The organism is Pseudonocardia kongjuensis, from assembly GCF_039526905.1.
GTDB lineage: Bacteria > Actinomycetota > Actinomycetes > Mycobacteriales > Pseudonocardiaceae > Pseudonocardia > Pseudonocardia kongjuensis.
This window is the reverse complement of sequence record NZ_BAAAJK010000005.1, coordinates 259,772-283,815: the sequence shown is the minus strand read 5'-3', so window position 1 is coordinate 283,815 and position 24,044 is coordinate 259,772. Positions and strand designations below refer to the sequence as shown.

Here is a 24,044-nt window from a genome sequence, read left to right as displayed (position 1 = left end):
CGCGCGTCCTCCTCCCTGGCTACTGCCAAGTCTGGAGGTGTCCGGCCAGCGGGGGTCACTTCAGAGCAGCTGGGGATCTTGCGGAGGACTGCCAGCTCTTGCGATGGGCGTTTGTTCGTTCCCCGGGGCAGCGCTGGCGGTCTTGCGCGGAGTTGAACTGCTTCTGCGCTCGCGACAGCCGCAGGTAGCGGCCGATGTCGGGGTTGAGCCGGCGACCGAGCTGCGAAACCCGGATCGACGGACCGCCGCCTTGGTAGGAGGTGTCGGTGACCGTCGAGATGCCTGCGGTGTTCAGGGCGTCGATGATCTGGTGTTCGCGGGTAGCGCCCACGTCGTGGCGGACGCTCGGAAGGGCTGGTGCGGCCAAGATCAGCCTGCCTGCGTGGCCGGCGAGGACCTGCGCGTTCAAGCTGTGGCGCTGTGTCCACCGGGTTAGAACGCTCGGTCGTACCCGGTCCCACACGACCCCGGTCGATCGCCAGCAGGGTGCCGTCGAGGATCACGTACGCCTTGCGGCGGGCGACGTCCAGCACCTGGTCCAGGGTCGGTGCAATTGTGCGACGAGGTCGACACCGCCGCGAACGTAAGGGAACACCGTGGTGGTGCCGACACTGAATCCGGCGGCCAGGGCGGTGTAGGTCTAGCCCATGTTCAGATGCGCCAGCCTCAGCAACGCCTGTTCGCCTGGAGTGGGTCTGCGCCGTCGGGTCCGCATCACGGTTCGGCGGTGGCGGACCGCATCGGCGAGGATCTGCAGGGCGCGGTTGTACACAGGTATCGACGACAGGTAGCAAGCACCCTGAAGCTCCAGGTTGGTGCGGGTTGATCTAGGCGATCGCCTCCTACCAGGAGCATTCGCCTACTTCAGCGACACCACGCCGCGGCCGCCAACCTCATGATCACCAGGTAAGGAATCGCTCAATCACCAACTGACAGTCATTGACACATCTCAATGTAGCCCGCAAGCGCCGGCGACGGTGCCGCGAGGGCCTGGATTCGAGTCGCGCGCACTCCCGAAGCCCGCATCAAATCGAAACCTGATACCGACAACTGAAGAGATTCAGTCATAGCCGACGCGATGTCGCCAGTTGTTCGATCCACTTGATGTAGGAAGATCTCGCACTGCGCTCGGAAAGCACATTCTGAACGTATCTCTGGCCGCGTCGACCAGCTTCCGCGGACGCTTCTCCGTCGCGGGCCAACGCCAGTACGGCTTCCAACAGCGTTAAAGGATCACCCGGATCTACGCGATAGCCCGCTTGCGCTGCTGCGAGCTCAAAGGCGGCGGCGCCGCTTGGTCCAGTCGCAGCCAGGGTGGGCCGGCCTGCTGCGAAATACGAGGTCAATTTGCTCGGGACGCACATGTCTGCAACTCCAGGGAGCTCATTCAGAAGCAGCACATCAGAAGCTGCCAGGATCGACGGAAAATGATCCGCTGGCACCGGGTCTAAGAATTGAAGACTCCTGATTCCTCTTCCTAGTCTTTCGAGTCTCGAGCGTTGACTGCCATCACCCAATAGTACAAATCGGACAGGAGCGTCGATTTGATCTGCACATCTGGCCGCTTCGACGATATTATCTAAACCCTGCTTGAGGCCCATGTTACCTGCATGCAGCGCAATTATCTCACCTGCGGACCAGTTCAGACGGTCGCGAACACCATCGGGGTCGGATGAGTCTAGACTGATGTGAGACCAGTTTCGAACTACCTCAATTCGGTCCGGGTCGATGCCCATCGCAGTCAGTGATGCTTGGAATGAATCGTGAATCACCGAGATGCCATCTACTCTCGATAGAAGGGCAAGCTCGAGCGCGGCCACTGCCCGAGCGGATCGGCCACCTAGCAACCCCGTCTCAGTTACTGCCCGGCTGTACAGATCTTGCACAATAACCCCGACCGCAGTTCGGTGCTTTCGTCGCCGAGTTAGCGCGGCCGCAACCGTCAGTAGGGCCGGACTGGTTGCAACAACAACATCCGGAGCCGTGACACGAACCGATGTTGAATGAAGGCCGAACACCGCTTCTGCAAAAATCCTTGAAATGCCCGCGGGATTCTTCGGTATAGGATGCCGAATTCGAGTCACCGGAATACCATCGATGATCTCGCTAGTCCGGAGTCCGGTGTAGCCCTCACTTATCTCCCAACTCGGATAATGAGGGTAGCTCGTAACTACCTGAACGGAGTGCCCGGCTTCCGAGAGAAAGCGAGCTAGGCCAGTCGTATACGGCGCAATACCAGTGGGCTCGGGTGCGTAGTTGATACCTAAAATCAGGACATTCAGCGTTCTATCCACGGAATAGCTCCTTACGTCAGCGATATGGGAGCTGGGAAAATGGGTCGGGCGAGATGTGCACACTAGGAGGCCGAAGAGAATCTCGCAGATGTGTCATCCTTGTATCTGCAAGAAGCGATCCGTGTTACTCCTGATGCGCACGTCTGTTAGCCCCAAAAATGGAATCAGCTCCTCCTCTTGAAAATAGCGATTGCCCGCCAACGCATAGCGACAATACTGAGACTATGAGATCTGACGAGCCTCGATAAGTTAAGTGTGGATCGAGTACCATCAGTATTGCTAGCAGCGAAACAATCGCGATGCCCGTAGCGCCAATTATCGCGGACAGATCTTCCGAATAGGCGCGAACTCTATATGCAGCCAGTGCAGCCGAAACAAGGAACGCGATGAACGCAATTAGCGCCGGAACTCCGCCTACCCAAACAAGCCACGCATAACCGCTTTCGATGTAGATCCACTCGCGCCATGGCTCTGGGGCGACTATCCGAGCAGATGTCCGCACTCCAAGCAGCCAGTTCCATCCGCTTGTCAGCTCAGGCAAAACTAGGTTCTGTAGATTGGCAAGCCGTCCATTCGTACCGGTCCACGCCGCAGGTAAACCAGTCCTCTGGTCAATTTGATCGACTCGAGCGCCAACCACCGAGCGCAAGAGCAGAACGCTGGCCAGGCTAATCCCAGCGACGATAGACAAGTACTGGATCGGACGGCCGCGAGCAAGACCGAAGGCTGCAAAACAGATGATAAGTGCAAGCACACCCGATGCTTGGCCTGAAGCAAAGCAGCCCAGCGCGCACAGTATCGCCAGTATTCGAAGTAGTCGTCGATGGTGACGAATACGTGCAATGCTTGCCAGCCCAAACAGTAGCACTGAGCTAATGGCCATAAAGTCGGCGAACGGTATCGGCGCTCCCAGCGTGGATGACGCCCTCAGGCTGGACGCGCCATCGGAGTATTCATCCGCATCGGACCAGACAGCAGAAAGAGCGGAAACGATCAAATTGATCCCCGAAACCTGGAGCAGGCCAATAGTTACAACTATACTTGTCGAGTAAACGAGCACCTGAATACTCTGCCGGATACTCCGGACTGATCGAAGAGTTGTGCGAAGCAGCAGATAGACAGCTAAGAGCTTCCACAGCGACATTGCGTAGACGTAGTCGTCGGACGCTATCGGTAAGCCCCGAGCCCACATTGTCAACAGGCTATACAGCGATGTGGTTGTGGCAAGAATGACGAGCAAGACATCTGGGACCTTAATCCCACCGACTGGGAGTAAGCTGCGTCGCCGAATTAGTGCTGACACTATCACGCAGATCCAGAGTAGGACCAGGATTACTTCATTCGGTCGAAGGAGAGCGAATATGGCGCCCCGGTCGATACCAACAGTAAGCGGAAAGAGGTCAATGTAAAGGTACGCGGCTGACTCGACTCTCCAATAGACAAGCATCTGAATTATCGCTGCGATACAGAGTGCGATTACGAGCACTGGAGCTAGCGCCGTGCCGATTCCCAGTAGCAATCCAGTAAGGCTGAGTGCCACCGCGGCGGAAGAATTGAATGCGGGCCATCGAAGCAGTATGTGTTGCCTCATTCGGGTCTCCGTCGGTTCTTCAACCAGCCGCTAAGCAAGATCATCTCGTGAGAATGCAGCAACATATGGGTCGCAATATACGACGATGCGACAAACAGTAGAGTAAGCGCAAGGTGTGCCGGACTGACAGTTGCAATTGATTGCCTGTCAAGTGAGTAGGATGCAATGGAGCCGACCGCGAGTGCAGTTCCTGCTGCTAGTAAGAACGCCCAACGATTAGTGGCGACTCGCAAGCCGCCAGGTTTACGTCGTTCCCCAAAGAATGGCGCGGCCAGTATCAGCAGCGCCAGTATGTCAGAAGCTGATGTGATAAGGCCAAGTGCCAAAACTGAATGCTCGATATCGAGCAGAATCCAGGCGACTAGTACTGAGCCAAGAGTGACAGCTCGGATCGACACTGCAACTGTCGGCCGAAGGGCATTACGTCTTGCGTAAGAGGCATGAATCACCAATATTAGGACGGCTGAGGCTACGCTGCCAATAGCGAGACCGATTAGCGAATCAGAAATCAACCCTAATCCGCTTGGGCTAGCCATCTCGCCAGTACTTACGATTTGAGCAATGTGATCGGGGACCACGATGTAAAGGATCCCTATTGGAACAGTGAGAAATAGTACGACACGGATCGACCTAACCAGGATATCTCTAAACTCCTGCAGATTTCTTGCAGCATAGGACCTCGCTAGAGACGGAAGCGTCGCTTGAGCTATGGGTCGACCGATGACAGCGTCTGAGAGAGTGTAGAAGTTGTACGCTAGTTGGAATGCAACGACTCCTCCCGGCACACCGCCAGCGAAGATCAGTATGACAAGGGTTCTGAGTGCGTTTGCTCCCGCGAACCCAAGAGAAGGGTAAGCAAGCTTAAGTATGGCACGCACGTCCGGATCAGAAGCGCCCCATCGCGGGTACAAGGTTATGCCAACGCGCCTAGCTCCGTACCACTGTACGGATGCATGTGCCAAGACTGCGCCCGTTGTTCCGCAGCCGAGCCACAGTAGATGGCCAGCGCTAATGCTCGTCAACTCCGACTCGCCATCGAACAGCGATTTATACCCAACCATGACGGCAATAGTCGTCAAATTCTCAAATGCTGGTGCAGCGGCTGGGAGCGCAAACGAGCCCCGCGATTGCTGAGCCGCAATGCAACATCCAATTATTGCATATAGGAGTAATTGCGGCATAAATAGGGCAAGTAGGGGTAGGGCTACTGCACGCTGGGCGTTCGAGATTGAGGTGTCAGTGACGCCTACTGTCAAAGCGGTCACGAGAAGCTGTCCAGCAAGAACGAGTAGTATTGCGACGATGCCGAACAGTGTGAGTGTGAGACCTAAGAATCCTCGAAGAATTCGTGCCGCGACATCGCCATCTCCAGAGTCCGTACGATTAACGATCGTGGGAACAAGAAGTGAAACAAACAGCGGTCCAATGAGCATTTCGAAAGCAATATTAGGAATTGTGTTTGTCGCCTGGTAGATGTTGCCGAAGTATGTGGGGCCCAGGACGGCAGCAATTGCGACGACTCGCAGGAGCCCTGTGAGTCGGCTCACGATTGTCCATAATGCAATCTGCGCCCCATTGCGAATAGGATTGTCGCCCTCAGGGCTGAGACCCTTATTCATTTAATTACCTCCTTCCAATCGCTCAGGCTTAGCGTGATGGCGAAACCGCTATAGTCTCTCTAGTAGATGCGGATCGGAATCTAGCAACGAAGTTGCAAGGGGGGAGCAGCTTCAATCTTGACACGAACGCGGCTTGTAAGCACCTGCTCGAGGTGGGCCGATGTGAGATTATTGCCTTCCCAGATCGTGATTGCGAGGCCTAATGAATCGAGATGTCGAGCGATCTGATGCTGGTGGTCATCGACATGTTCTTCATGTGACTCGTAGCGTGGAAAGATGATCGGAATTTTGCCGGCTTCGAGCGCGCTCAGGATCGAACCGACGCCTGCATGCATGATTACGACCGAGCGAGCGGCGATCATTGATTGGAGATCCCCCGCGGGAACATACCGTTGGTACTCGATCTCTAAGTCCTCAACGAATGTGGGGCCAACCTGCCAAAATACATCGTACCCGGCGGGTAGGCCGTTTTTGCAGGCCTCGATCATCCGGCGGAATCCGACATCTTGCATCGCGCCAACGGTCACTAGGGTGGTGATATCTCCGTTAGTCACGCCTGCTTCCTCAACAGACTTGGTGAACGATTCAAAAACCGAGCCGACATAGGGACGCTTCAGGGTTGCCGTTTCGGGATGCTGTACGTAGTAGTGAATCCCTGGCAGTAACAGTGCGATTCGGCCAGAAAGGGAAGGGCCGTCGACGCGTGCTGCAGTCTCAATGAAATGGAAAGGAATTCTACGTAGTATGGCGATAGGGTACGCGGCTAAGCCATGGTTGGCGCCGGTCGTTACGATTGCGTCAAGGTCTTTGCCAAAACGCGTCCAACGAGCTATCCGAATGAAATTGATAAGAATGCCGATAATGTTCCTGGGGCCATTATAGCGCAGCCAAAACTTGTTCTGATCGCGCAGAAGGTCAGTGCTGAGTTCATTCTTTGGGACTGCCCATACGTACTCCGTGGATAGGCGCAGGCGTGGCATCAGGACATAGAGTTGCTTGAGGTGACCGCCACCGCTGGCGACGAGCAGTACTGTCATTTTCCCACCTTTCGGGCGAGGTGTTGTGATGGCACTCAAATTGGGCGGCGGTCGGGGCGATGAATCCGGTTAGTCGCCGAGTTGTCATTAGGCGCAGTAGCTGGACGGTCTATGGCTGCATGTTCGTGGCTGACGACCGGAGTCGGGTGCGCTATCGGCGAGTTCGTTGTATGGCTCGTATAGCTCCGGTAGTTTTTTCGCGATCGGGCTTGGGTCATTGTGAGGATGACTCCTAGGATTCGCGCAGATGCTGCCTGTAGATGACTGGCTGCTTCAATGATCTGCGGTACGCGGGTTGACCCACATTTTGAGACCAGGATTACGCCATCGGCGTGGGCTGCTGCAGCGGTAGCGTCCGTGACTGGCAACACGGGTGGCGCGTCGAGTAAGACGAAATCGTATCTCTGACGGAGTTCGTCCATCAATGTCTTCATCTGGCGTGATGAGAGAAGCTCACTCGGGTTGGGTGGGATGGCGCCGCTCCCGAGGACGTCAAAGAGGCCGCCGCCCCATGCCTGTACCGCATTTCCCGTGCGCACTTGACCAGATAGGATTGTGGTAACGCCGACAGCGCTGGTAAGACCAAGTATATGAGTCAATCGAGGCCGTCGAAGGTCGGCGTCAACGAGAAGGACTCGGTGCCCAGCGGCTGCGAGCACGATCGCAATATTGGCGACCGTTGTACTCTTTCCGTCCTGTGGGTTTGGGCTAGTGAATACAAGGACTTTGTGTGGCTGGTCGATATCAATGTATTGTAGCGCTGTTCGGATCTGTCGGTATTCTTCTGCGTGGTGTGATTGCGGATCATCGTGTGTGATAAGTGGCCCCGCTTCCGCAGAGGAGTGCGCAGAGACGCTTCCAAGCGGTGGTGCCGATACGATCTGACTCAGTTGTTGTATTGAGGAGATTCTGGAGTCGGCAGCATTTATTGCGGCTGCAATTACGACTCCGAGAACGAGGCCTGCCAGAATGGCTAAGGAGATTGTTCCCGCTAAGCTCAATGTAGACGGGGATTGCGGCAGTTGGGCTGGTGCTACAAGCTTGACGGAAACTGGCGCAATTCCAGCGGGACTTGATGGCCGCTCGAGCTCATCAACAATTCGAGGAAATGCGCTTCCAACGGCATTCGCCAGTGCTACGGCGTCCTCGGGTGTGGCTCCGATGGCATCGATTGCGATAATTACAGAGTTGTTGGCGCTAGAAGCCGAGACTCGTTCTCTAAGTTCGGCAGGAGGGATAGTGTTGCCGAGTTCGGTTCCGACTTCGGTGGCCACTCGCGTGCTTGTTATTAGCTCAACATATGAGGTGACTCGCTGTTCAGATAGCTGCGCTCCTTGATATGCGGCTTGGGGTGTGTCTACTGCATGCGCCGAGACGTACAGTTCCACAGTCGCCGTGTACTGGTCGGGTCGAATAAGCCAGGCGACTGAAGCCGCAGCTGCGACGATGACGATCGAAATCAAGATCACGATCCAATGCTGCGCGATCCCGACAATGGTTTCGCGTAGCGAATGCGCCTCGGATGGGCGGAGATTGAGGTCCCGCATTTAGGGTGTCCGCCTAACTTCGTTGTGGGACATGGAGGCGGATTCCTTTCGCGGCGACTAGTTCGCTGCTGGCCGTGGCTTTTGATGTTGTTCCGGGGGGGGGGGCTGGTGCGCTTCGCTGTGAGGTGATATCAGGAACGTTTGATGTATCGGGTGATCCGTGCTGGCTAGGCTTTTCGAGCGCGATTCAGTTCGGCGTCAACCATGACGTGGGAGAGCTGGAGTGCGAGCGTTCTTGGCTTCCAGGCAAGAAGACTCTCCGCTTTGGTGGCGTCGCCGATCAGGGCATCCACCTCGGTGGGTCGCAGGTAGCTCTCGTCGAACTTCACGTACTGCTGCCAGTCGAGGTTGACGTGGTCGAAGCAGAACTGGGCGAAATCCCGCACGGTGTAGGCCGTACCCGTTGCCAGTACGTAGTCGGTCGGCTCGTCAGCCTGCAGCATCCGCCACATGCCTTCGACGTACTCCGGCGCGTATCCCCAGTCCCGGACGGCGTCGAGGTTGCCGAGGTAGACGTCCTTGTCCAGACCCAGCGCGATCCGGGCGGCCGCCCGGGCGATCTTGCGGGTCACGAAGGTCTCGCCGCGGCGGGGGGACTCGTGGTTGAACAGGATGCCGTTGACGGCGTAGAGGCCGTGGCCCTCGCGGTAGTTCCTGGCGATCCAGTAGCCGTAGACCTTGGCGGCGCCGTAGGGGGAGCGGGGGTAGAAGGGCGTGTCCTCGTTCTGCGGCGGTGGGGTCGCGCCGAACATCTCGGAGCTGCTGGCCTGGTAGAAGCGGCAGTCGACGCCGACCATCCGGATCGCTTCGAGCAGCCGGGTGGTGCCGACGCCGGTGGTGTTGCCGGTGAACTCGGGCTCGTCGAAGGAGACGCGCACGTGCGACTGCGCGGCGAGGTGATAGACCTCGTCGGGGTGGATCTTCTCGATCAGCGTGACGAGCCGGCTGGAGTCGGTGAGATCGCCGTAGTGCAGGAACAGCTTCGCGTCGGGGTCGTGCGGGTCCTGGTAGAGGTGGTCGATCCGGCCGGTGTTGAAGGTCGACGCCCGGCGGATGAGGCCGTGTACCTGGTAGCCCTTGGACAGCAGTAGCTCGGCGAGGTACGAGCCGTCCTGGCCGGTGATACCGGTGATCAGGGCGCGTTTCGACGCGGCCGGGATCGGGATCGAAGCTGTCATGTGGAGGTTCCCCCAGGGAGCGGCCTGTGCGGTGGGTCGTCGCGTCGTCGCGGAGTGATCACGCGGACGACGCGACGAGTGCCGGTCGTCGTCGCTCGGATGCCTGCCGGTTGGCGGGCAGGCTGGTCCTTGCGGCGGTCACGTCGGACGTGTCGGTCCGGCCGAACGGGCCATTAGCGATCAGGGGACCAGATCGTCAAAGCTGGGGATTACCGACAGTCAGGCTTGTGTCCGCGAGCGTGCACGCGGGCGTTCAGGCCGGCGGGGCGCTCGCCCGTTCCCTTCCGCGGCCGGCGTTCGTGCCGGGACGGTCAGGGTGACTCGTCGCGCTGGATGTAGGGCCGGGCCAGGCCGTGTGCGGTGCCGAACGGGATCCCCGTCTGTTCGCCGAGCTGCGGCCAGGACAGGCGCTCCCGCTGGTAGAGCGCGGCCACCAACCGGCCGACCCGCTCCTTCGCCGCGTCCCGGTCGGCGTCGGCGAGGCGTACCGCACGGATCAGGTCCTCGTCGGACAGCTCGTCGAGCGGGCGCGCGAGGAGGCGGGCGAGTTCGGCGAGCTCCTCCGGGTCCACGGGTCGAGTGTTTGCCGTACCATCTTTCGAATATTCGAAAGCCACTGGAGCGGGGGACGCATGACGACCGATCAGGTCTTCGCTGTGCACACGAGCAAGCCGGACTCGGTGAGCGCGGTGGAGGTCGTGTTCCGGAGCGAGCGGGAGGCCCGTGCGTTCGCTGCCGACCGGTCGACGGATGACCGCGTGTTGTCGGCGTCGGTCACCTCCTACGCGGTCGGGGTGCTGGGCTCGCGCCGCCCCGTCTGCTGGTTCCAGTACGGGAAGGAGCAGGCGGTGCGGTTCGACCGGCCGGGGATCTTCGGATGTTGAGCGGTGCCCGCCTCGGTTCGTGACACCCGAGTGCCTCGATGGCACGGTTGCCCCCGCTCCGGACGGCTGTCACCGGCCGGCCACGGCGATTGCTCGGACGAGGCACGCCACCGAATCAGCGGGCGCCCTTGTCATCGACCGCCTTCGCGCGTCCTGGCCTGGAGACGGACATCGGCTTCAGGCCCTTCAGTCCAGGCCGTCTGCCCACGGGACCCGCGATCGGCCTCGAGGTGAAGGGCAAGCATCTGCGACGACCTGGTGCTCGTGTCGTTGGTAACGTGCTGTGAGCGCCGTTCGGGAGGGGCCGATGTCACGGCTGTTCCGCGTCTTCGTCAGCTCCTCGTTCCTCGACATGGCCCAGGAGCGGCGGGCGCTCACGGAGGGCGTGTTCGAACCGCTTGGTGAGTTCTGCGCGGCCCGCGGTGCATCGTTCCAGGCCGTCGACCTCAGGTGGGGAATCAGCCCCGAGGCTGTTCTGGAGCAGCAGACGATGCCGACGTGCCTCGCGGAGGTGCGCCGATGTGTGCAGGCGTCGCCGCACTTGAACTTCCTCGCATTGATCGGTGACCGCCGCGGCTGGCTGCCGGCGCCGGCCGCGATCCCGGCAGCCGAGTTCGCGCTCCTCGCCGGTGCGGTGTCGCCTGCAGAACGTGATCTGCTGGACGACTGGTACCGGGTCGACCAGAACGCGGTGCCGTCTGTGTGGCGGCTTCGAGCCCGTCGGGACGTCGCCGAGGACGACTGGACGCAAATCGAACGGGGTCTGCGGGAAGCGCTGGAGCGGGTCGCGCACCATCTGCCGCAGCACCGACGTCTCGCCTACCTGGGGTCCGCGGTCGAGCAGGAGATCGCGGAGGGAGTTCTGACCGTCAATGATCCGACCGGGGCGTTCGCGGTCGTTCGGTCGCGCGTGTCCCGCGACGACACCGACGCGCGCCACTTGGATGCTCTGGAGGTCGCGCTGCGCGAACGGCTGCCGGCCGATCGGATACTGACCTCGCGTGCGGGCGACGACCGGCACGAACTGGTGGAGGCCATCCGCACGCGGTTCACCGCAGTGATCGAGTCCGTCCTGGACGATGAGCGGGTCACCCCTCACCCGAGGGCGGTGACTCAGGTCCACCACAATCTGGCGCGCAGGCAGCGTGCGGCTGGGGCGCCCGAGACCGACGCTCCGCTTGTCGGGAGGGATGCGGAGACCAAGGCCCTCGTTCGATTCGCACGCACCCCCGGGCACGGAATGATCGGGCTGGTCGGGACAGCAGGGGCCGGTAAGTCGGCGCTGGTCGCGGCGGTCGCCGACCAGGCCGCGGAGCGGATACCGGCCGGCGGACCGCTCGTCATCCTGCGGTTGCTGGGGACGACGGCGGCGACCAGCCGCCTCGACGGCCTGCTGCGCGGCCTCGTCGATGAGATCGCGGCCGGCCTCGAGATCAGCGCGCCGCAGGCGGCGGATGTCCCCGAGCTGATCGGACGGCTGGCCGAGCTGCTCGCGCAGGCACGAGCGGCGCGCCCCATCCTGCTGTTCCTCGACGCTGTCGACCAGCTCGCCGCCGACCACGGAGCGCATCGACTGGTGTGGTTGCCCGACCCGCTTCCGCCCCACGTGCGCGTGGTGGTGTCCACGCTGCCCGGGCCCACGGAAGACGCGCTGTGCGCTCGGACGTCCACCGCGACGATCCCGCTCGCAGGGCTCGGCGCCGAAGAGGGCAGGTTCCTGCTCGGCCGTTGGCTTTCGGCAGCCGGCCGCAGGCTGACCGAGGAACAGGAACGTGCCGTCGTTGACGCGTTCGCCGTGCAGGGAAACCCGCTCTGGTTGCGGCTGACCTTCGAACAGGCCCGCCGGTGGCGTTCCGACGACGCGCCGCCGGCGCTACCCGAGGATCTGCCCGGCCTGGTCCGGATGCTCCTCGCCAGCCTCACCGACACCGCGCACGGACCGACTCTGGTTGCCCACGCCCTGGCGTTGCTCGCGGCCAGCGGGCACGGGCTCTCCGAACTCGACATCCTGTCCGCGCTCTCGTCGGATCCCGCGGTGATGGCCGAGGTGCGGGCACGCACCCACGAACGGTGGCGAGCCGACATCTCCACGGTTCCCGTGGTCCTCTGGGCACAATTGCGAGCGGATCTTGCCCCGTTCCTGACGGAGCGCGTCGTCGACGGCGATGTTCTGCACGACTTCTATCACCGAGTGCTGCGGGACGCCGCTGCGCGTGATGGCCTCCAGCCACCGGTCGGCGCAGCTCGCCATCGACAGCTGGCCGCGCTGTTCGCCCGCACCGCGGACCCGGACGGCACCCGGTCCTGGCGGGGTGCGTCGCCGCGCGCCCTTGAGCAGGTGCCGGCTCAACTCCGGGCGGCCGAGGCGTGGACCGAGCTGGCGCGGGTCCTTGTCGACGTCCGCTTCGTCGAGGCCACAGCGTCGCTGGTGGCCCGATCGTTGGGCATCGACGGCCGAGGCAGGTCCGTCGTCCGCTACGGCGGCGTCCATGCGATCCGGGCGGGTCTCAACGAGCTCCTCGCGGCGTCTCCACCCGACGTCGACGCGGTCGACCGGGCGGTGTGTTCCGCCCTGCAGCGGGCGTTGGCTCTCGAGGCCGATCTCCTGACCGTGCAGCCCGAGCTGCTGTGGCAGCAGCTCGCCAACCGCATGCGGTGGGAATCCTCGCCCGCGGTGGCAGCACTGCTCGATCGTGAGGAGGCGCGGCGTGCCGCCGAGGGCGGTCCGGCGTGGCTGCGATTGCGCAGGCCGGTCGGCCGGACACCTGGGCTCGTGCACATCCTGCGTGAACGTGGTCGGGCCCACTGTTGCGCGGTGAGCCCGGACGGGGCCGTCCTGATCTCGGGAGGTGACGAGGACGGCACGCTGTGGGACGCAGGGACTGGGTCCTGGCTGGCAAACCTGCCGGGTCACTCCGGGCCGGTGCATGCCTGCGCCGCCGCTCGGGATGCGCTCTACACCGCTGACGAGGCGGGCACCCTGCGCCGCTGGTCGTGGGACGGTGTGCGGGCCACGCTCGTACAGTCCGGCCGAGTTGGTGAAACCACATTCGCGCGTGCGCGATCGGGGGTGCGTACGCCCTGGTCGCAGGCCCCGACGGTCTCCGGCTCTGCGCACGCGACACCCTCGAGATCGTGGCTCTGCTGGACGAGAGTCCACACGTCGCGTGCTGCGCGATCGACGAGCGGGGCGAAGTCTCCGTTGCCGGCTACCTCGACGGCTCCCTACGCGTGTGGCGACGGCGTGTGCCCGTCGCCCGGCGAAGGGACGGACACGAGCGTTCGGTCTACGGCTGTGCGGTGGCCGCGGCGGGCGATGTCGTGCTGACCGCGGGCCGCGACGGTGCTCTCCGTCGATGGGATGCCGCCTTGCGGCCGCTGGGCGAACCCATGATCGATCGTTCCCTGCCGCTGCCGACCGGGATCTGGGCGTGCGCGGGCAACCGGGCGCTGGACAAGGCCGTCACCGCGCTCGTCGGAGGCGCCGTGCAGGCCTGGGACACAGAGTCGTCGACGGTCACGACGCTCGCCGGTCACGCCGGCACTGTCAACGACGTCGCGACATCGTGCGACGGCGGCGTTGTGGCCTCCGCCGGCTTCGACGGCACGGTGCGGCTGTGGGATCCGGCGATCGCGACCGGGGCCCCGCCCGCGGAGCCGTTCTCCACCATGATCCAGACCATGGCGCTGTCCGTCGACGGCCGCCGTGTCCTCACCGTCGACGCCTACGGGGTGGTCCGGGTCGGCTCCACCGGTGCCCGTCCCGCCGAGCAGGCCTTCACCACATGCCGAAGCTGGTGTCGGGACGGCGCCGTCGGCTCGGACCTCGGCACAGTGTTGGTCATCGATCACACGGGAACCGCCGAGGTGTGGGACGTAGAACGTGCGATGCGTCGCCATGTCCTGCCACACCCGGAGGCCGCAGCGTGTGTGATGGTGGGCGAGCGCATCGCGGTCACCGCAGGCGACGACGGAACGTGCTTCGGGTGGGACATCGTGCACGGCGTTCGGCTGTGGACTGTCGAGCTGGGGCCTGGCGTGCCGGTGCTCGCGACGGACGGGGTCGCGGTGCTGATCGGGGCCGGTTCGGGGCCGGTCCGGCTGGTCGATCCGGCCACCGGCCACGGGCTCACCCTGCGGGATGGCGGTGCCGTCGTCCAGAGCGGCGCGTTCGGCCCGGGCGGCCTGGTCGCCCTCGGAACGGACGCCGGCGAGGTACTTCGGTGGCGGACACGGGACGGTGCCGCCGACCAGGCTGGAGCACATCCGACCGGGGTGCTGCTCATCGTTCCTGGGACCGCGCGGTACCCCTTCCTGTCCTCGGGGACCGACGGAGGTGTCGTGCTCTGGCCTGCTGCCGCCGGCGGGCGCAGACGGCGGTTGACCGGGCATGTGGGGCCCGTTCGTGGTGCAGCCGTCGATCCCCTCACCGGCCTGATCGCTACGGCCGGTGATGACAAGACCTTGCGCGTCTGGGCTGCTTCCGGAAGTCAACGGGCGGTGCTTCCACTCTCCGGCAACGGCCAGAAGGTACTTGTCCAGGACGGTCTCATCGCCTGTGGGGACGACGGCGGCTTCGTCTACCTCGGCACACTGCGCGATCACGAATGAGCCCGATCATGTCGGGGAGCGGTCAGCTGTACGACCATCCCGTGACGTTCCCACCCTGCACGGCCATCACGGTCACGGTGGCACCACCACCCGGCAGGTCGGACGCGGTGCAGAAGGTTGTCGCGCCGACCGCGACGGACAGTGCCCCGCAGCTCACGATGCCGGGCTGACGTCCCTGGGCCACCAGGTCGGCGTACACCGCGGCGCTGACCACAGGTGGAGCGATGACCCCGCCGGCCCCGGTCCCGATCGAGCTGCCGGTGTCGGTACCGGGTTCGTCGGAACCGGAGATCGCCCAGGCCGCCAGCAGGATCAGCGCAAGCGTCACTCCGCCGACCCAGGCCAGGGCGGTGACCATCCTCGACCCTCGAGGTGCCGGCGGTGGCGACGGACCCGGCTGCTGCATCGCGGGTGCGGCGGCCGCTGCGAGGGTCCGCTGTGCGCGGTCGGCCGGATCGGGCAGCCGGTGCGGGTGGGCGAGATAGTGCTGGATGAGGCCGCGTGCGGCTTCTCGTTCCTCCGAATCCGGCGAGCGGAGCCCGTCGCTCAGCGCGGTGACGATGCGGTGCTGTTCGTCGACGTCCGGGGGAAGGTGGGCGAGCCGGTCGGCGACCGAGTTGAGATAAGACAGCGGCGTCGGCGGCGGCGGCGGTGGCGGATGGGGCAGAGGCGGCGCGGGCGGGAACTGGCCGATGGTCTGGAACAGCTTGGCCGCGGTGGCCGGGGTCGGCTGGGTGAAGTCGAAGAAGTTGACCTGTGCGAGGTCGGATGGCAGGCGCTGCATGTCGACCGGCCGCACGAGCACCGGCAGCAGGTGCCTGCGCAGCTGGAGCGCGTAGATCCGTTCCGCAGCGCACGCCTTCGACGTGAGCGAGTCGGGCGAGGTCGTCGCCAGTAGAATGTCGCATCGCTGGATCTCACGGATGATCTCGTCCCACCATCGGGACCCGGAGTGGGCACCGGCGTCGCTCCAGATGCTGTGCCCCATGGCCGTCAGGGTCGCCACGATCTCGTCGACGACCGGGCGGTCCTCGCGTGCGTACGAGACGACGATGCGCATGACCGACCCCCGGCGGCTGTGCGACGTCGGGCTGACGTCTGCCTGTCGTTGCGCTCGCACGGGACGCTCCGGGGGTTACGCTCCGGGCCCACTTGCTCATGGAACGTGCTGGCTTCTCCGCACCCGGCCGGGCGCTGCCCGATGTCGGCGTCCTCTCAGCACGCTCGTGGACCGATACGCTGGATCGGAGCGCGGATCCCGGTCGTCGCGGTCACGAGCCCAGCGGAGGAAAGCGTGGTAGCGGATCGTGGGCCCGTCCTTGGACGGATGAGCGAGCACTCCGACGTCGCAGCCACGTTGACCCGGATGGGCATCGATGTCGGTCGAGCGGTGGTGGTCGTGATCGGAGGCGCCGGGGGCATGAGCGATGACGCCGCCGACGGGCTTACCGACGTGGTACGCGACGGGGTGCTTCCCGCAGTGGAACGACACGGAGCAACCGTGATCGACGGCGGGACCGACTCCGGCGTGATGCGGCTGATCGGCAGGGCACGGGCCGCCGCCGGGGCGACCTTCTTGCTGGTCGGTGTCGCCGCGGAGGGGACCGTGACCGTGCCCGGAGGGCAGGCCGCACAAGATGACGCCGCCGCTCTGGAACCCCACCACACCCACGTGATCTTGGTACCGGGCACGCAGTGGGGTGATGAGTCGTCCTGGATCGCGAAGGTAGCCGGGGCGGTGGCGGGGGGCGAGCCGTCGGTGACGGTGCTGGTCAACGGCGGCCCGATCGCGTTCGACGACGCGACCCGCAGCGTGGCCGACGGCCGCTCACTGCTCGTGGTGGCCGGGAGCGGCCGGGCGGCTGATGCGATCGCGGACGCCCGGACGTCCGGTGGCGGCGAACGGAACGCGGTGACCATCGCGGCATCGCCGTTCACTGAGATCGTCGCACTCGACGATCCGGCTGCGGTCGCCGCGGCGGTGTCGGGGGCACTCGAGCGGCAGGAGGCCGGCCGATGAGCTCGTCGGATGGGGGCGGGCCACGACCCGACGTCACCGTAGGGTCCGCACCTCCAGCGCCGCCGGAGCTGCCGCGCGGGGGTGGGCCGCCGGCGCTGTTGACCCGATTCCCGAAGCTGCGAGTGCGTCCGTCGCCGACGCCGGTGGTGCCCGTCGAGGCGCGGGCGGCATACCCGGCGCTGGCCGCGGACTTCGCGGTGCTCGACGAAGTGGTGGGCGAGCGCTTCGCCGCGGCCGATCGCACCGCGCTGATCGAGCAGAACCGCCACCGGCTCTTCCAGGTGGTGATCCTGCTGGGTGCAGCAGTCCTGAGTGGGGCCGCTGCCTTGCAGGGCGTGTTCCCCGACCAGAGGTGGCCAGGCATCCTGGCTGCGGTGCTCGCGCTGTTGCTCGCGACCCTCGGACAGACCGCCGGCGAGCTCGGCACCCTCGCCGCGTTCCAGACGGCGAGGACGAAGGCCGAGCGCCTGCGTGCCCTGCATTTCGAGTACCTCTCCGGGACCGGCCGCTACCGAGGCCCCGACCGGGAGCGGGAGCTGAAGCGCGCCGTGAACGCCATCGACGCAGGCAAGGAGCCCCGGTGAACGACGATCGCGACGTTGCCTTCCAGCACCTGTACCGGGAGCTACGTATCCGCGACCAGCACGCCTACTACGTGCGGCGCCGGGAAGAGTACGACCGGGCACGTGGACAGGCGGTGGTCGTCCGGAACGTGCTGCTCATGTTGGCCGGGGTCTGTGGAGTGGCAGGCCAGGCGGTCGAGGGCGCGGCCCGAGCAGGGTGGTCGGTCGGGGCCGCGGTGCTCGGCGGGCTCGCGGCCGCGGTGATCGGTTACGACGCACTGGTCGGCTTCTCCCGGCTGTCGAAGCTCTACGGCGACGTGGCGCACAACCTGGCGGAGGTCGAGCTCGACTGGGACCGCGCCCGATCGCCGGCGGAGCTCGCCGCCGAGATGCACCGGGTCGAGGAGACGCTCCGTGCCGAGAACGGGCAGTGGGGTCAGCTGGTGGTCGAGTCGGCGGATCCCGTGACTCCCGCACTGGATCCCGGCGCGGATGACAGGCCCCCTCCCGGTCGCGATCGCACCCCGGAGGAGCGTGGTCCAGGGGGCCGGTCGTGAGCCAGCGGGGTGTCAGCCTGCATGCCACCTTCGTAGACCGACGGGGACAGGACACTGTGCCCGTCCCCTGGATGCCCTGACCGGAATGTGCTCGCCGCCGGTGACTGCCCTGATGATGAGGGGGTGCCCCCGGTCTTTGTCAGCTATCGCCGCTCCGACGAGCCGTTCGCTGCGGGCCTGGTCACCGGGCTGCTGATGGATCGGCTCGGCGACGACCAGGTCTACCTCGACACGTTTGTTCCTGAGCAGACGCGGGAGATTCGAGCGGAAGCTGGTCGCTGCCGTGGGTCGCTCGTCCGCGGTCGTGGCCCTGATCGGTCCCTCGTGGGACGACGAACGCAACCTCGCCCGTCTCCGCGGTCCGGATCGGGACTGGGTCCGGGAGGAGCTGATGGTCGCAGAGCAGCGGGAGGTTCCGGTGGTCCCCGTTCTCGTCGATCGCCACGACCTACCGACGACCGGCACCGCGGTCGACGGTATCCTTCGCCACCCGCCGATCATGATCGACTCATCGAATGTGTGGTCAGTCGAGCCGGAGCTCCTCCGTCGCCTCGCGGTTCCGGTGGATGCTCCTTCCGGTGGCCGTTCGACGACCGAGATGATCCACCTGGCGGTGCGGGCCATGCTCCGGCACGTCCTGCCCGGCCCGCAGCATGCGATGGGCAACGGCACGAGTGTCGCCTCGGTCGTGGCGGACTGGATCGACGACGCCGAGTGGCTCCGGTATGTCGGGATCGGCAACATACCGGGTCGCCCCAACGGATCGGCTGTCGTGGTGCTGACCAGCACTCACCTGGGAATCATCCAGCTCGACGCCCGGATTGCCGAGGCCGAGTCCTGGCGCTGGCCCGTCGAGACGGTCACCAGTGCTGCTGCCGTCCAGCGGAGGCGTTGGGGGATCAGTTCGGTGACCGACCTCAGGTTGTGCACCGCGTCGGGAGTGGAGATCGCGCTGGACGGAGTGTCCACCGGTCAGGCCGGCCACCTTCTCGCACTGATGGGCTCTGCTGGCCCATCCTCTCCCGGTCAGGGGCGCGGCGGGTCGTAGATCACCACGTCCACGACGACCGCATCGGGTTCGATCTTCAGAATTCGGAGAGAGCGCCGACCCGGTTCTCGTTGGTCAAAACGCAGACGTGGTCGCCGGCGGTCACCGTGCCGATCTCCAGGCTGGTCGCCCTCCCCGAGCGGTAGCCGGTCTCGGCGTCGCACCGCTCATAGCTCGCCTGCGTCGAGCCGAGCGGGAGGAACTTGCCCGCCAGGAACTGGATGGCCCGGCCGTCGTAACCCAGATCCCGGTACGGCCCGCTCCACTGAGACTCGCTCTTCGGAGCATCGAGATCGAGGTTGTCCCCCTGGGCCGCTACCGTCACCTGCCCGCTCCGACGGACGGTGGCGTCGTCCGGGGCGAGCGGTTCCCCCTGGGGAGCCGGCAGCCCGAGCTGGGTGCGCAGCTCGGAGTTCTCGTCGCCGAGCCTGCGGTTGACGTCCTCGAGTGCGGTGACGCGACTGTTGAGGTCCGTGAGCTGAGCGTCGCGGTCGGAGACGGTCGTCTGCGCGTCGTCACGAGCGCTACTGATGAGGACCGTCTGCAGTCCGAGGTAGGCACTGAGGACGGTCAGGAGAGCGGCCAGCAGCCCCAGGGACGCTTCGACGGCGGCGCGCCGCGGCCGCCTCGTCGTGTTCGTCTGTGTCATGCCGTCCGTCGCGGTCGGTGGGAGTTGCGAACTCGATGTCCCGCTGATGTGGCTGTGCCGGCTCGGCTGTCAGTACGCCCCGCCGCCGCCCAGCACCGCGCCGACGGTGCGGAACAGGATCCGCACGTCCAGCGCGGTGGAGCGCCGCTCGACGTACTCGGCGTCGAGCCGGATCGACTCCTCCCACGACAGGTCGCTGCGACCCGACACCTGCCACAGCCCGGTCAGCCCGGGCTTCACGGCGAGCCGGCGCCGGGCCAGCGGGCAGTACCGGGCGACCTCGCGGGGCAGCGCCGGACGCGGCCCGACCAGCGCCATCGAGCCGCCGACCACGTTGAACAGCTGCGGCAGCTCGTCGAGGGAGAACCGGCGCAGCACGCAGCCGACCCGGGTGATGCGGGGGTCCGCGCACATCTTGAACAGCGGGCCGGCGCCGTCGTTGCGGTCGGTCAGTCCGGCCAGCCGTGCCTCGGCGTCCACGCACATCGAGCGGAACTTCAGCATCGTGAACGGGGTGCCGTCGCGGCCGACGCGGGTCTGCCGGAACAGGACCGGGCCGCCGTCCAGCTTCACGGCGACGGCGACGGCGACCAGCACCGGGGCGAGCAGCAGCACCAGCAGCAGCGCGAGCGCACCGTGCAGCACGGTGCGCGCCCGCTCGGTGCGCCGGGCCGGACGCTCGGCGACGCCGGCGTTCGCGGCCGACTCGGCTGCGGAGATCGCGGCTGCCGCCGCGGTGGTGGCCTGCTCGGCCTCGCGGACCGGCTGGGCGACGTCGGTTCGGTCGACGCTGTTCATCGTTCTGGCTCCGTGGGGGTTCGGCTGGGGACCGTTTCCGAAGCGGCTATCGCATCCCCTGAACGGGCCATTAGCCGGAGGCCGTGAAGGTCATCACTTATGGGGAAGTGGCCGCGCCGGGTGTGGCGCGTCGTAACGCGACCGATCACCGCGGCGCTGACGTGCGGTGTGGAGGAACGAGTGAAGCCGCCGGAGCCGTCCGGCACCGAGCCGTCCGGGCCCCGACCGCACTGGACGTCGCGGGCCTGGTGGAGCCACCCGCGGATCGGTACCGCCGTGGCGATCGCCGGCGTGGTCATCGCGCTGGTCGCGCTGCTGAACGACGTCGGTGCCTTCCGCGGCGCGCCCACCGCCGATGGCCCCGACTACGAGCTGTTCGACGACTTCCGTGCGACCCGCCTCGATCCCGGCCGGTGGGAGGTCGACGACCCGGCGGGGCACTTCACGATCGACCGCGGCGCGCTGACGGCCGCGGTGGACCGGACGCTGCCCGGGCAGGGCGACGAGGGCGCCACGCTGACCGCGGTCACCGACCGCACGGTGCAGGCCGCCGCGTTCGACGTGCGGATCCCGGCCGACGACGGCCCCGGGGACGGCGGGCTCTACGTCATCCTGTTCAGCGAGTCGGGGGAGCAGCGCCGCATCGTCGTCGGCCCCGGCAACGGGCCCGACGACCCGCCCGGGTACGGGGTGGAGTCGTGCCCGACGGCGCGCTGCGACAGCGACATCGAGTACGCCGGCGACGGGCGCTTCGAGCCCGGCCGCACCTACCGGGTGACGATCGAGTCCACCCCCGACGGTGTCGTCTTCGACATCCCCGGGCTGCTCGACGACCGGACCGTCACCGCGATCGACGGGATCCGCGAGGTGCGGCTCTACGCCTGGACGAACGACGGGACGTCGTTCACCGTCCAGCTCGACAACCTGTCGTTCGCCTACCTGGCCTGACCTGACCCGGGCCAGGAGCCGGTTCAGCCGGACAGGCGCGCCTCGGCGTGGTGCTCGACGAACCACCGGTAGGTGTCGGTGATGCCCTGCCGCAGCTCGACGGTCGGCGACCAGCCGAGCGCGGTGATCCGGCTGGTGTCGAGGAGCTTGCGGGGCGTGCCGTCCGGCCGGGTGGTGTCCTGCACGATCTCGCCGGTGTACCCGACGACGTCGGCGACGAGCTCGGCCAGCTCGCGGATGGTGAGATCCGTACCGACCCCGACGTTGATCGTCTGCGGCTCGTCGTAGGTGTCCAGGAGGTGGATGATCGCCCGGCCCAGGTCGTCGGCGTGCAGGAACTCCCGCCGCGGGGTACCGGTGCCCCACAGCACCACCTCGGACGCGCCGGATTCGACCGCCTCGTGGAAGCGGCGGATCAGGGCGGGGAGCACGTGCGAGTGCTCCGGATGGAAGTTGTCACCCGGGCCGTAGAGGTTCGTCGGCATGGCGGAGATCCAGGGCAGGCCGTACTGCCTGCGGGCCGCCTGCACCCCCATGATCCCGGCGATCTTCGCGATCGCGTAGGCGTCGTTGGTCGGCTCCAGCGGGCCGGTGAGCAGCGACTCCTCGCGGATCGGCTGCTCGGCGAACTTCGGGTAGATGCACGACGACCCGAGGAACAGCAGCCGCTGCACGCCGGCGGCGTGCGCGGCGTCGAGCACGTTGACCTGGATCCGCAGGTTGTCCGACAGGAACTCGGCCGGGAGGCTGTTGTTGGCGACGATGCCGCCGACCTTCGCCGCGGCGAGGACCAGCGCGTCCGGGCGCACGTCGAGCAGGTGATCGAACACCGCCTCCCGGTCCCGGAGGTCGACCTCGCCGGAGGTGGCGCCGACGATGTCGGTGAAACCCGCGGCCCCGGCGGCACGGGCGATGCCCGACCCCGCGAGGCCGCGCCGCCCGGCGATGTAGAGCCGCGCGTTCCTGTCGAGCATCTGCACTCCTCGTGGGTCGGGTTCCGCCGGTAATCGGTCGTCCGGCCGGCACCGTTACCACCTCATCAGAGTTGAGGACGTTCCGGGCGTTCCGGGTCCGATCGGAAATACGGTGCAGCTCGCGAGCGACTGAACGGACGAACAACTCTCGTCGGGGGAGCACGGATGACGTCGGTGGCAGATCGTGCGGTTGCGCACGACCAGGTGCGTCCGGCGCACCTGCCGTTCCACACTGGGCCGATGGCACGCCCGCCGCAGGCCGACCGGCCGGGACCGGACGACCGGTTCCGGGTGCTCGTCGTGTGCACCGGCAACATCTGCCGGTCCCCGGCCGGCGAGCTGCTGATGCGGCATCTGCTGATCGGCCGGCTGGGCGGCCGTGCGGCCGCCCGGGTCGAGGTGACCAGCGCCGGTGTCGCCGCCGTCGTCGGGTCGGGGATGCATCCGCTGTCCCGCGCCCAGCTCGCCCCCTGGGGCCTCGACGGCGACCGCGCGGAGGGCTTCCGCGCCCGTCAGCTCGACGACCGGACCGTCGCGGGCGTCGATCTGGTGCTCGGCGCGAACGTCCGGCACCGCTCGACCGTGCTGGAGCGTTATCCGCACCTGCTGGATCGCACCTTCGCGCTGCGCGAGTTCGCCCGGCTGGTCGCCGCCGCCGACCAGCAGACCCTCCCGCCGGACCTGGTCAAGCGGGGCCGCACGCTGGTCGACGCCGCACGCGCGCTGCGGGGGACCATCCCGCCGGCCGACGACACGGTCGCCGATCCGATGGGCGGGTCCGAACGCGAGCACGCCGAGGCGGTGGGGCTGGTGTTCGACGCGGTGCGCGGCATCGTCGACGTGCTCGCGCCGCGGGCGCAGGTCGCCCGGCGCTGAATCCGTACACCCGGCAGTTCACGCTCCCCAATAGTGGGGACTTCGCTGTACGGTTGTCTCCGGAATCGCTACAACCATTTCTCGGACGGCGACCGTCATTGATCGGTCGCGCGGGTGCCGATGTTGTGGGGGAGCGACGATGCCCGAGGTGAACGAGCCCGTTCGGCGGCCGAGCTTCCTGGATCGGATCCGCAGGAGCGCACTCGCCCGGATCGGTGCGGTCCTCGCCTTCGTGGTCGCGGCGGTGGGAGTCGTTCACAACCTCACCGACGGCGGTCTGCAGCGGGCATTCGCCTCGAACGTCGTCGCGTCCGAGGTCAGCGACCCGGGCGGGGCCAGGGACGTCTCGGCATCGATGATCCGGATCGCGCAGCGCGGCGACACGGTGGCGCTGTTCGTCGGCCGGTACGCCGACATCGACGTCAGCTTCTATCGGGACGTCGCCGACTCCCGGGTGACGAAGCAGATCCTTCCCGACCGTGAGGTGCCGCCGTTCATCGAGATCCCGACCGACCGGTGTCCGGGTAACGAAGGAACGTCCGGGGTGCTGAAGGTTTTCCTGCTCGGGGACGTGGGATCCGGCAACATCGGTCATCCGAGCCGGGAGACGGTTTCGGTGAACGGGCAGTACGAGTTAGAGCCGGTGAAATCGCCGCGCCCCGGAAACACCCCGACATTCTGCTGGATCGACGCCTGGAAGCAGTGAGCGACGACGGTCGCCCGCGTGCGCTGCCGCTGCACATCATCAGAACTGTGGTGGCCCGGAGACCACGCCCGGTGTTCGACTTGGTGACCGGGTAGCGGGAACCGAGGGGGCGCGGGTGCGGGTACCGGTGCTGCGTCTTGTGCT

21 protein-coding genes and 1 pseudogene are annotated in these 24,044 nt (G+C 65.7%); 10 read left to right on the top strand and 12 right to left on the bottom strand.

The features are described from left to right. Positions 1–55: 55 nt before the first annotated feature. The 8 genes from ABD160_RS07630 to ABD160_RS07600 all read right to left on the bottom strand — a co-directional run bounded on the left by ABD160_RS07630 (position 56) and on the right by ABD160_RS07600 (position 9,838). Positions 56–409 carry a hypothetical protein gene (locus ABD160_RS07630; protein ID WP_425563589.1) on the bottom strand — a complete coding sequence of 118 codons (354 nt, stop codon included), beginning with the start codon at positions 407–409 and terminating at the stop codon, positions 56–58. A gap of 655 nt (positions 410–1,064) precedes the next feature. Beyond that, positions 1,065–2,294, bottom strand: a complete 1,230-nt coding sequence (locus tag ABD160_RS07625) for a glycosyltransferase family 4 protein (RefSeq protein ID WP_344019836.1) — start codon at positions 2,292–2,294, stop codon at positions 1,065–1,067. Positions 2,295–2,418: 124 nt separating this feature from the next. After that, on the bottom strand, positions 2,419–3,354 hold the full coding sequence (locus tag ABD160_RS07620) for a hypothetical protein (RefSeq protein ID WP_344019834.1): 936 nt from the start codon (positions 3,352–3,354) through the stop codon (positions 2,419–2,421). Between the two features lie 527 nt (positions 3,355–3,881). After that, positions 3,882–5,432, bottom strand: a complete 1,551-nt coding sequence (murJ, locus tag ABD160_RS07615; protein ID WP_344019832.1) for a murein biosynthesis integral membrane protein MurJ — start codon at positions 5,430–5,432, stop codon at positions 3,882–3,884. A 152-nt stretch (positions 5,433–5,584) separates the two neighbouring features. Further along, the gene (locus ABD160_RS07610) at positions 5,585–6,541 is read right to left on the bottom strand and encodes a glycosyltransferase (RefSeq protein WP_344019831.1); all 957 of its coding nucleotides are present in this window, start codon (positions 6,539–6,541) and stop codon (positions 5,585–5,587) included. Positions 6,542–6,576: 35 nt separating this feature from the next. Beyond that, positions 6,577–8,088 carry a tyrosine-protein kinase domain-containing protein gene (locus ABD160_RS33310; RefSeq protein ID WP_425563588.1) on the bottom strand — a complete coding sequence of 504 codons (1,512 nt, stop codon included), beginning with the start codon at positions 8,086–8,088 and terminating at the stop codon, positions 6,577–6,579. 167 nt (positions 8,089–8,255) lie between these two features. Then, positions 8,256–9,266, bottom strand: coding sequence for a GDP-mannose 4,6-dehydratase (gene gmd, locus ABD160_RS07605; protein WP_344019829.1), 1,011 nt, complete (start codon positions 9,264–9,266; stop codon positions 8,256–8,258). A gap of 311 nt (positions 9,267–9,577) precedes the next feature. Continuing rightward, complete coding sequence (locus ABD160_RS07600; RefSeq protein WP_344019827.1) at positions 9,578–9,838, bottom strand: hypothetical protein; 261 nt, start codon at positions 9,836–9,838, stop codon at positions 9,578–9,580. Positions 9,839–9,898: 60 nt separating this feature from the next. Here ABD160_RS07600 and ABD160_RS07595 point away from each other — a divergent pair, with 60 nt between their 5' ends. From ABD160_RS07595 to ABD160_RS07585, 3 genes are all read left to right on the top strand, one after another. Further along, on the top strand, positions 9,899–10,150 hold the full coding sequence (locus tag ABD160_RS07595; protein WP_344019825.1) for a hypothetical protein: 252 nt from the start codon (positions 9,899–9,901) through the stop codon (positions 10,148–10,150). Positions 10,151–10,457: 307 nt separating this feature from the next. Beyond that, complete coding sequence (locus tag ABD160_RS07590) at positions 10,458–13,478, top strand: AAA family ATPase (protein ID WP_344019823.1); 3,021 nt, start codon at positions 10,458–10,460, stop codon at positions 13,476–13,478. Beyond that, the gene (locus ABD160_RS07585; RefSeq protein WP_344019821.1) at positions 13,451–14,761 is read left to right on the top strand and encodes a WD40 repeat domain-containing protein; all 1,311 of its coding nucleotides are present in this window, start codon (positions 13,451–13,453) and stop codon (positions 14,759–14,761) included. Before ABD160_RS07590 ends, ABD160_RS07585 begins: the two co-directional genes overlap by 28 nt. 22 nt (positions 14,762–14,783) lie before the next feature. Here the strand turns inward: ABD160_RS07585 and ABD160_RS07580 are convergent, their stop codons facing one another. Continuing rightward, complete coding sequence (locus tag ABD160_RS07580) at positions 14,784–15,821, bottom strand: toll/interleukin-1 receptor domain-containing protein (protein WP_344019819.1); 1,038 nt, start codon at positions 15,819–15,821, stop codon at positions 14,784–14,786. A gap of 306 nt (positions 15,822–16,127) precedes the next feature. Between ABD160_RS07580 and ABD160_RS07575 the strand changes: the two genes are divergently transcribed. From ABD160_RS07575 to ABD160_RS07560, 4 genes are all read left to right on the top strand, one after another. Beyond that, the gene (locus tag ABD160_RS07575) at positions 16,128–16,781 is read left to right on the top strand and encodes a hypothetical protein (RefSeq protein ID WP_344019844.1); all 654 of its coding nucleotides are present in this window, start codon (positions 16,128–16,130) and stop codon (positions 16,779–16,781) included. Between the two features lie 98 nt (positions 16,782–16,879). Continuing rightward, complete coding sequence (locus ABD160_RS07570) at positions 16,880–17,365, top strand: DUF4231 domain-containing protein (protein WP_344019817.1); 486 nt, start codon at positions 16,880–16,882, stop codon at positions 17,363–17,365. Further along, positions 17,362–17,901, top strand: coding sequence for an SLATT domain-containing protein (locus tag ABD160_RS07565; RefSeq protein WP_344019815.1), 540 nt, complete (start codon positions 17,362–17,364; stop codon positions 17,899–17,901). Before ABD160_RS07570 ends, ABD160_RS07565 begins: the two co-directional genes overlap by 4 nt. A 391-nt stretch (positions 17,902–18,292) precedes the next feature. Further along, the gene (locus tag ABD160_RS07560) at positions 18,293–18,949 is read left to right on the top strand and encodes a hypothetical protein (RefSeq protein ID WP_344019813.1); all 657 of its coding nucleotides are present in this window, start codon (positions 18,293–18,295) and stop codon (positions 18,947–18,949) included. A 37-nt stretch (positions 18,950–18,986) separates the two neighbouring features. Here the strand turns inward: ABD160_RS07560 and ABD160_RS07555 are convergent, their stop codons facing one another. Beyond that, on the bottom strand, positions 18,987–19,598 hold the full coding sequence (locus tag ABD160_RS07555) for a hypothetical protein (RefSeq protein WP_344019811.1): 612 nt from the start codon (positions 19,596–19,598) through the stop codon (positions 18,987–18,989). Between the two features lie 69 nt (positions 19,599–19,667). Continuing rightward, positions 19,668–20,219, bottom strand: a pseudogene (locus tag ABD160_RS07550) (sugar transferase); the annotation flags it as partial. 357 nt (positions 20,220–20,576) lie between these two features. Here ABD160_RS07550 and ABD160_RS07545 point away from each other — a divergent pair. Next, positions 20,577–21,344, top strand: a complete 768-nt coding sequence (locus ABD160_RS07545; RefSeq protein ID WP_344019809.1) for a hypothetical protein — start codon at positions 20,577–20,579, stop codon at positions 21,342–21,344. Between the two features lie 23 nt (positions 21,345–21,367). Here the strand turns inward: ABD160_RS07545 and ABD160_RS07540 are convergent, their stop codons facing one another. Next, entirely contained in the window at positions 21,368–22,318 is a 951-nt protein-coding gene (locus ABD160_RS07540; protein ID WP_344019807.1) for a GDP-L-fucose synthase family protein, read from the bottom strand. A 240-nt stretch (positions 22,319–22,558) separates the two neighbouring features. On the opposite strand from ABD160_RS07540, the gene ABD160_RS07535 reads away from it, so the two are divergent. Both ABD160_RS07535 and ABD160_RS07530 read left to right on the top strand, forming a co-directional pair. After that, complete coding sequence (locus tag ABD160_RS07535) at positions 22,559–23,194, top strand: arsenate reductase/protein-tyrosine-phosphatase family protein (protein ID WP_344019805.1); 636 nt, start codon at positions 22,559–22,561, stop codon at positions 23,192–23,194. A gap of 139 nt (positions 23,195–23,333) precedes the next feature. Further along, entirely contained in the window at positions 23,334–23,900 is a 567-nt protein-coding gene (locus tag ABD160_RS07530) for a hypothetical protein (RefSeq protein WP_344019803.1), read from the top strand. Positions 23,901–24,044 lie beyond the last annotated feature (144 nt).

Excerpts from the sequence above, each read along its gene's own strand:
- ABD160_RS07610 (WP_344019831.1), bottom strand. The coding sequence starts at position 6,541 with ATGACAGTACTGCTCGTCGCCAGCGGTGGCGGTCACCTCAAGCAACTC.
- ABD160_RS33310 (WP_425563588.1), bottom strand. The coding sequence starts at position 8,088 with ATGCGGGACCTCAATCTCCGCCCATCCGAGGCGCATTCGCTACGCGAA.
- gmd (WP_344019829.1), bottom strand. The coding sequence starts at position 9,266 with ATGACAGCTTCGATCCCGATCCCGGCCGCGTCGAAACGCGCCCTGATC.
- ABD160_RS07595 (WP_344019825.1), top strand. The coding sequence starts at position 9,899 with ATGACGACCGATCAGGTCTTCGCTGTGCACACGAGCAAGCCGGACTCG.
- ABD160_RS07590 (WP_344019823.1), top strand. The coding sequence starts at position 10,458 with ATGTCACGGCTGTTCCGCGTCTTCGTCAGCTCCTCGTTCCTCGACATG.
- ABD160_RS07580 (WP_344019819.1), bottom strand. The coding sequence starts at position 15,821 with ATGCGCATCGTCGTCTCGTACGCACGCGAGGACCGCCCGGTCGTCGAC.
- ABD160_RS07575 (WP_344019844.1), top strand. The coding sequence starts at position 16,128 with ATGGGCATCGATGTCGGTCGAGCGGTGGTGGTCGTGATCGGAGGCGCC.
- ABD160_RS07560 (WP_344019813.1), top strand. The coding sequence starts at position 18,293 with ATGGTCGCAGAGCAGCGGGAGGTTCCGGTGGTCCCCGTTCTCGTCGAT.
- ABD160_RS07555 (WP_344019811.1), bottom strand. The coding sequence starts at position 19,598 with ATGACACAGACGAACACGACGAGGCGGCCGCGGCGCGCCGCCGTCGAA.
- ABD160_RS07540 (WP_344019807.1), bottom strand. The coding sequence starts at position 22,318 with ATGCTCGACAGGAACGCGCGGCTCTACATCGCCGGGCGGCGCGGCCTC.
- ABD160_RS07535 (WP_344019805.1), top strand. The coding sequence starts at position 22,559 with ATGGCACGCCCGCCGCAGGCCGACCGGCCGGGACCGGACGACCGGTTC.
- ABD160_RS07530 (WP_344019803.1), top strand. The coding sequence starts at position 23,334 with ATGCCCGAGGTGAACGAGCCCGTTCGGCGGCCGAGCTTCCTGGATCGG.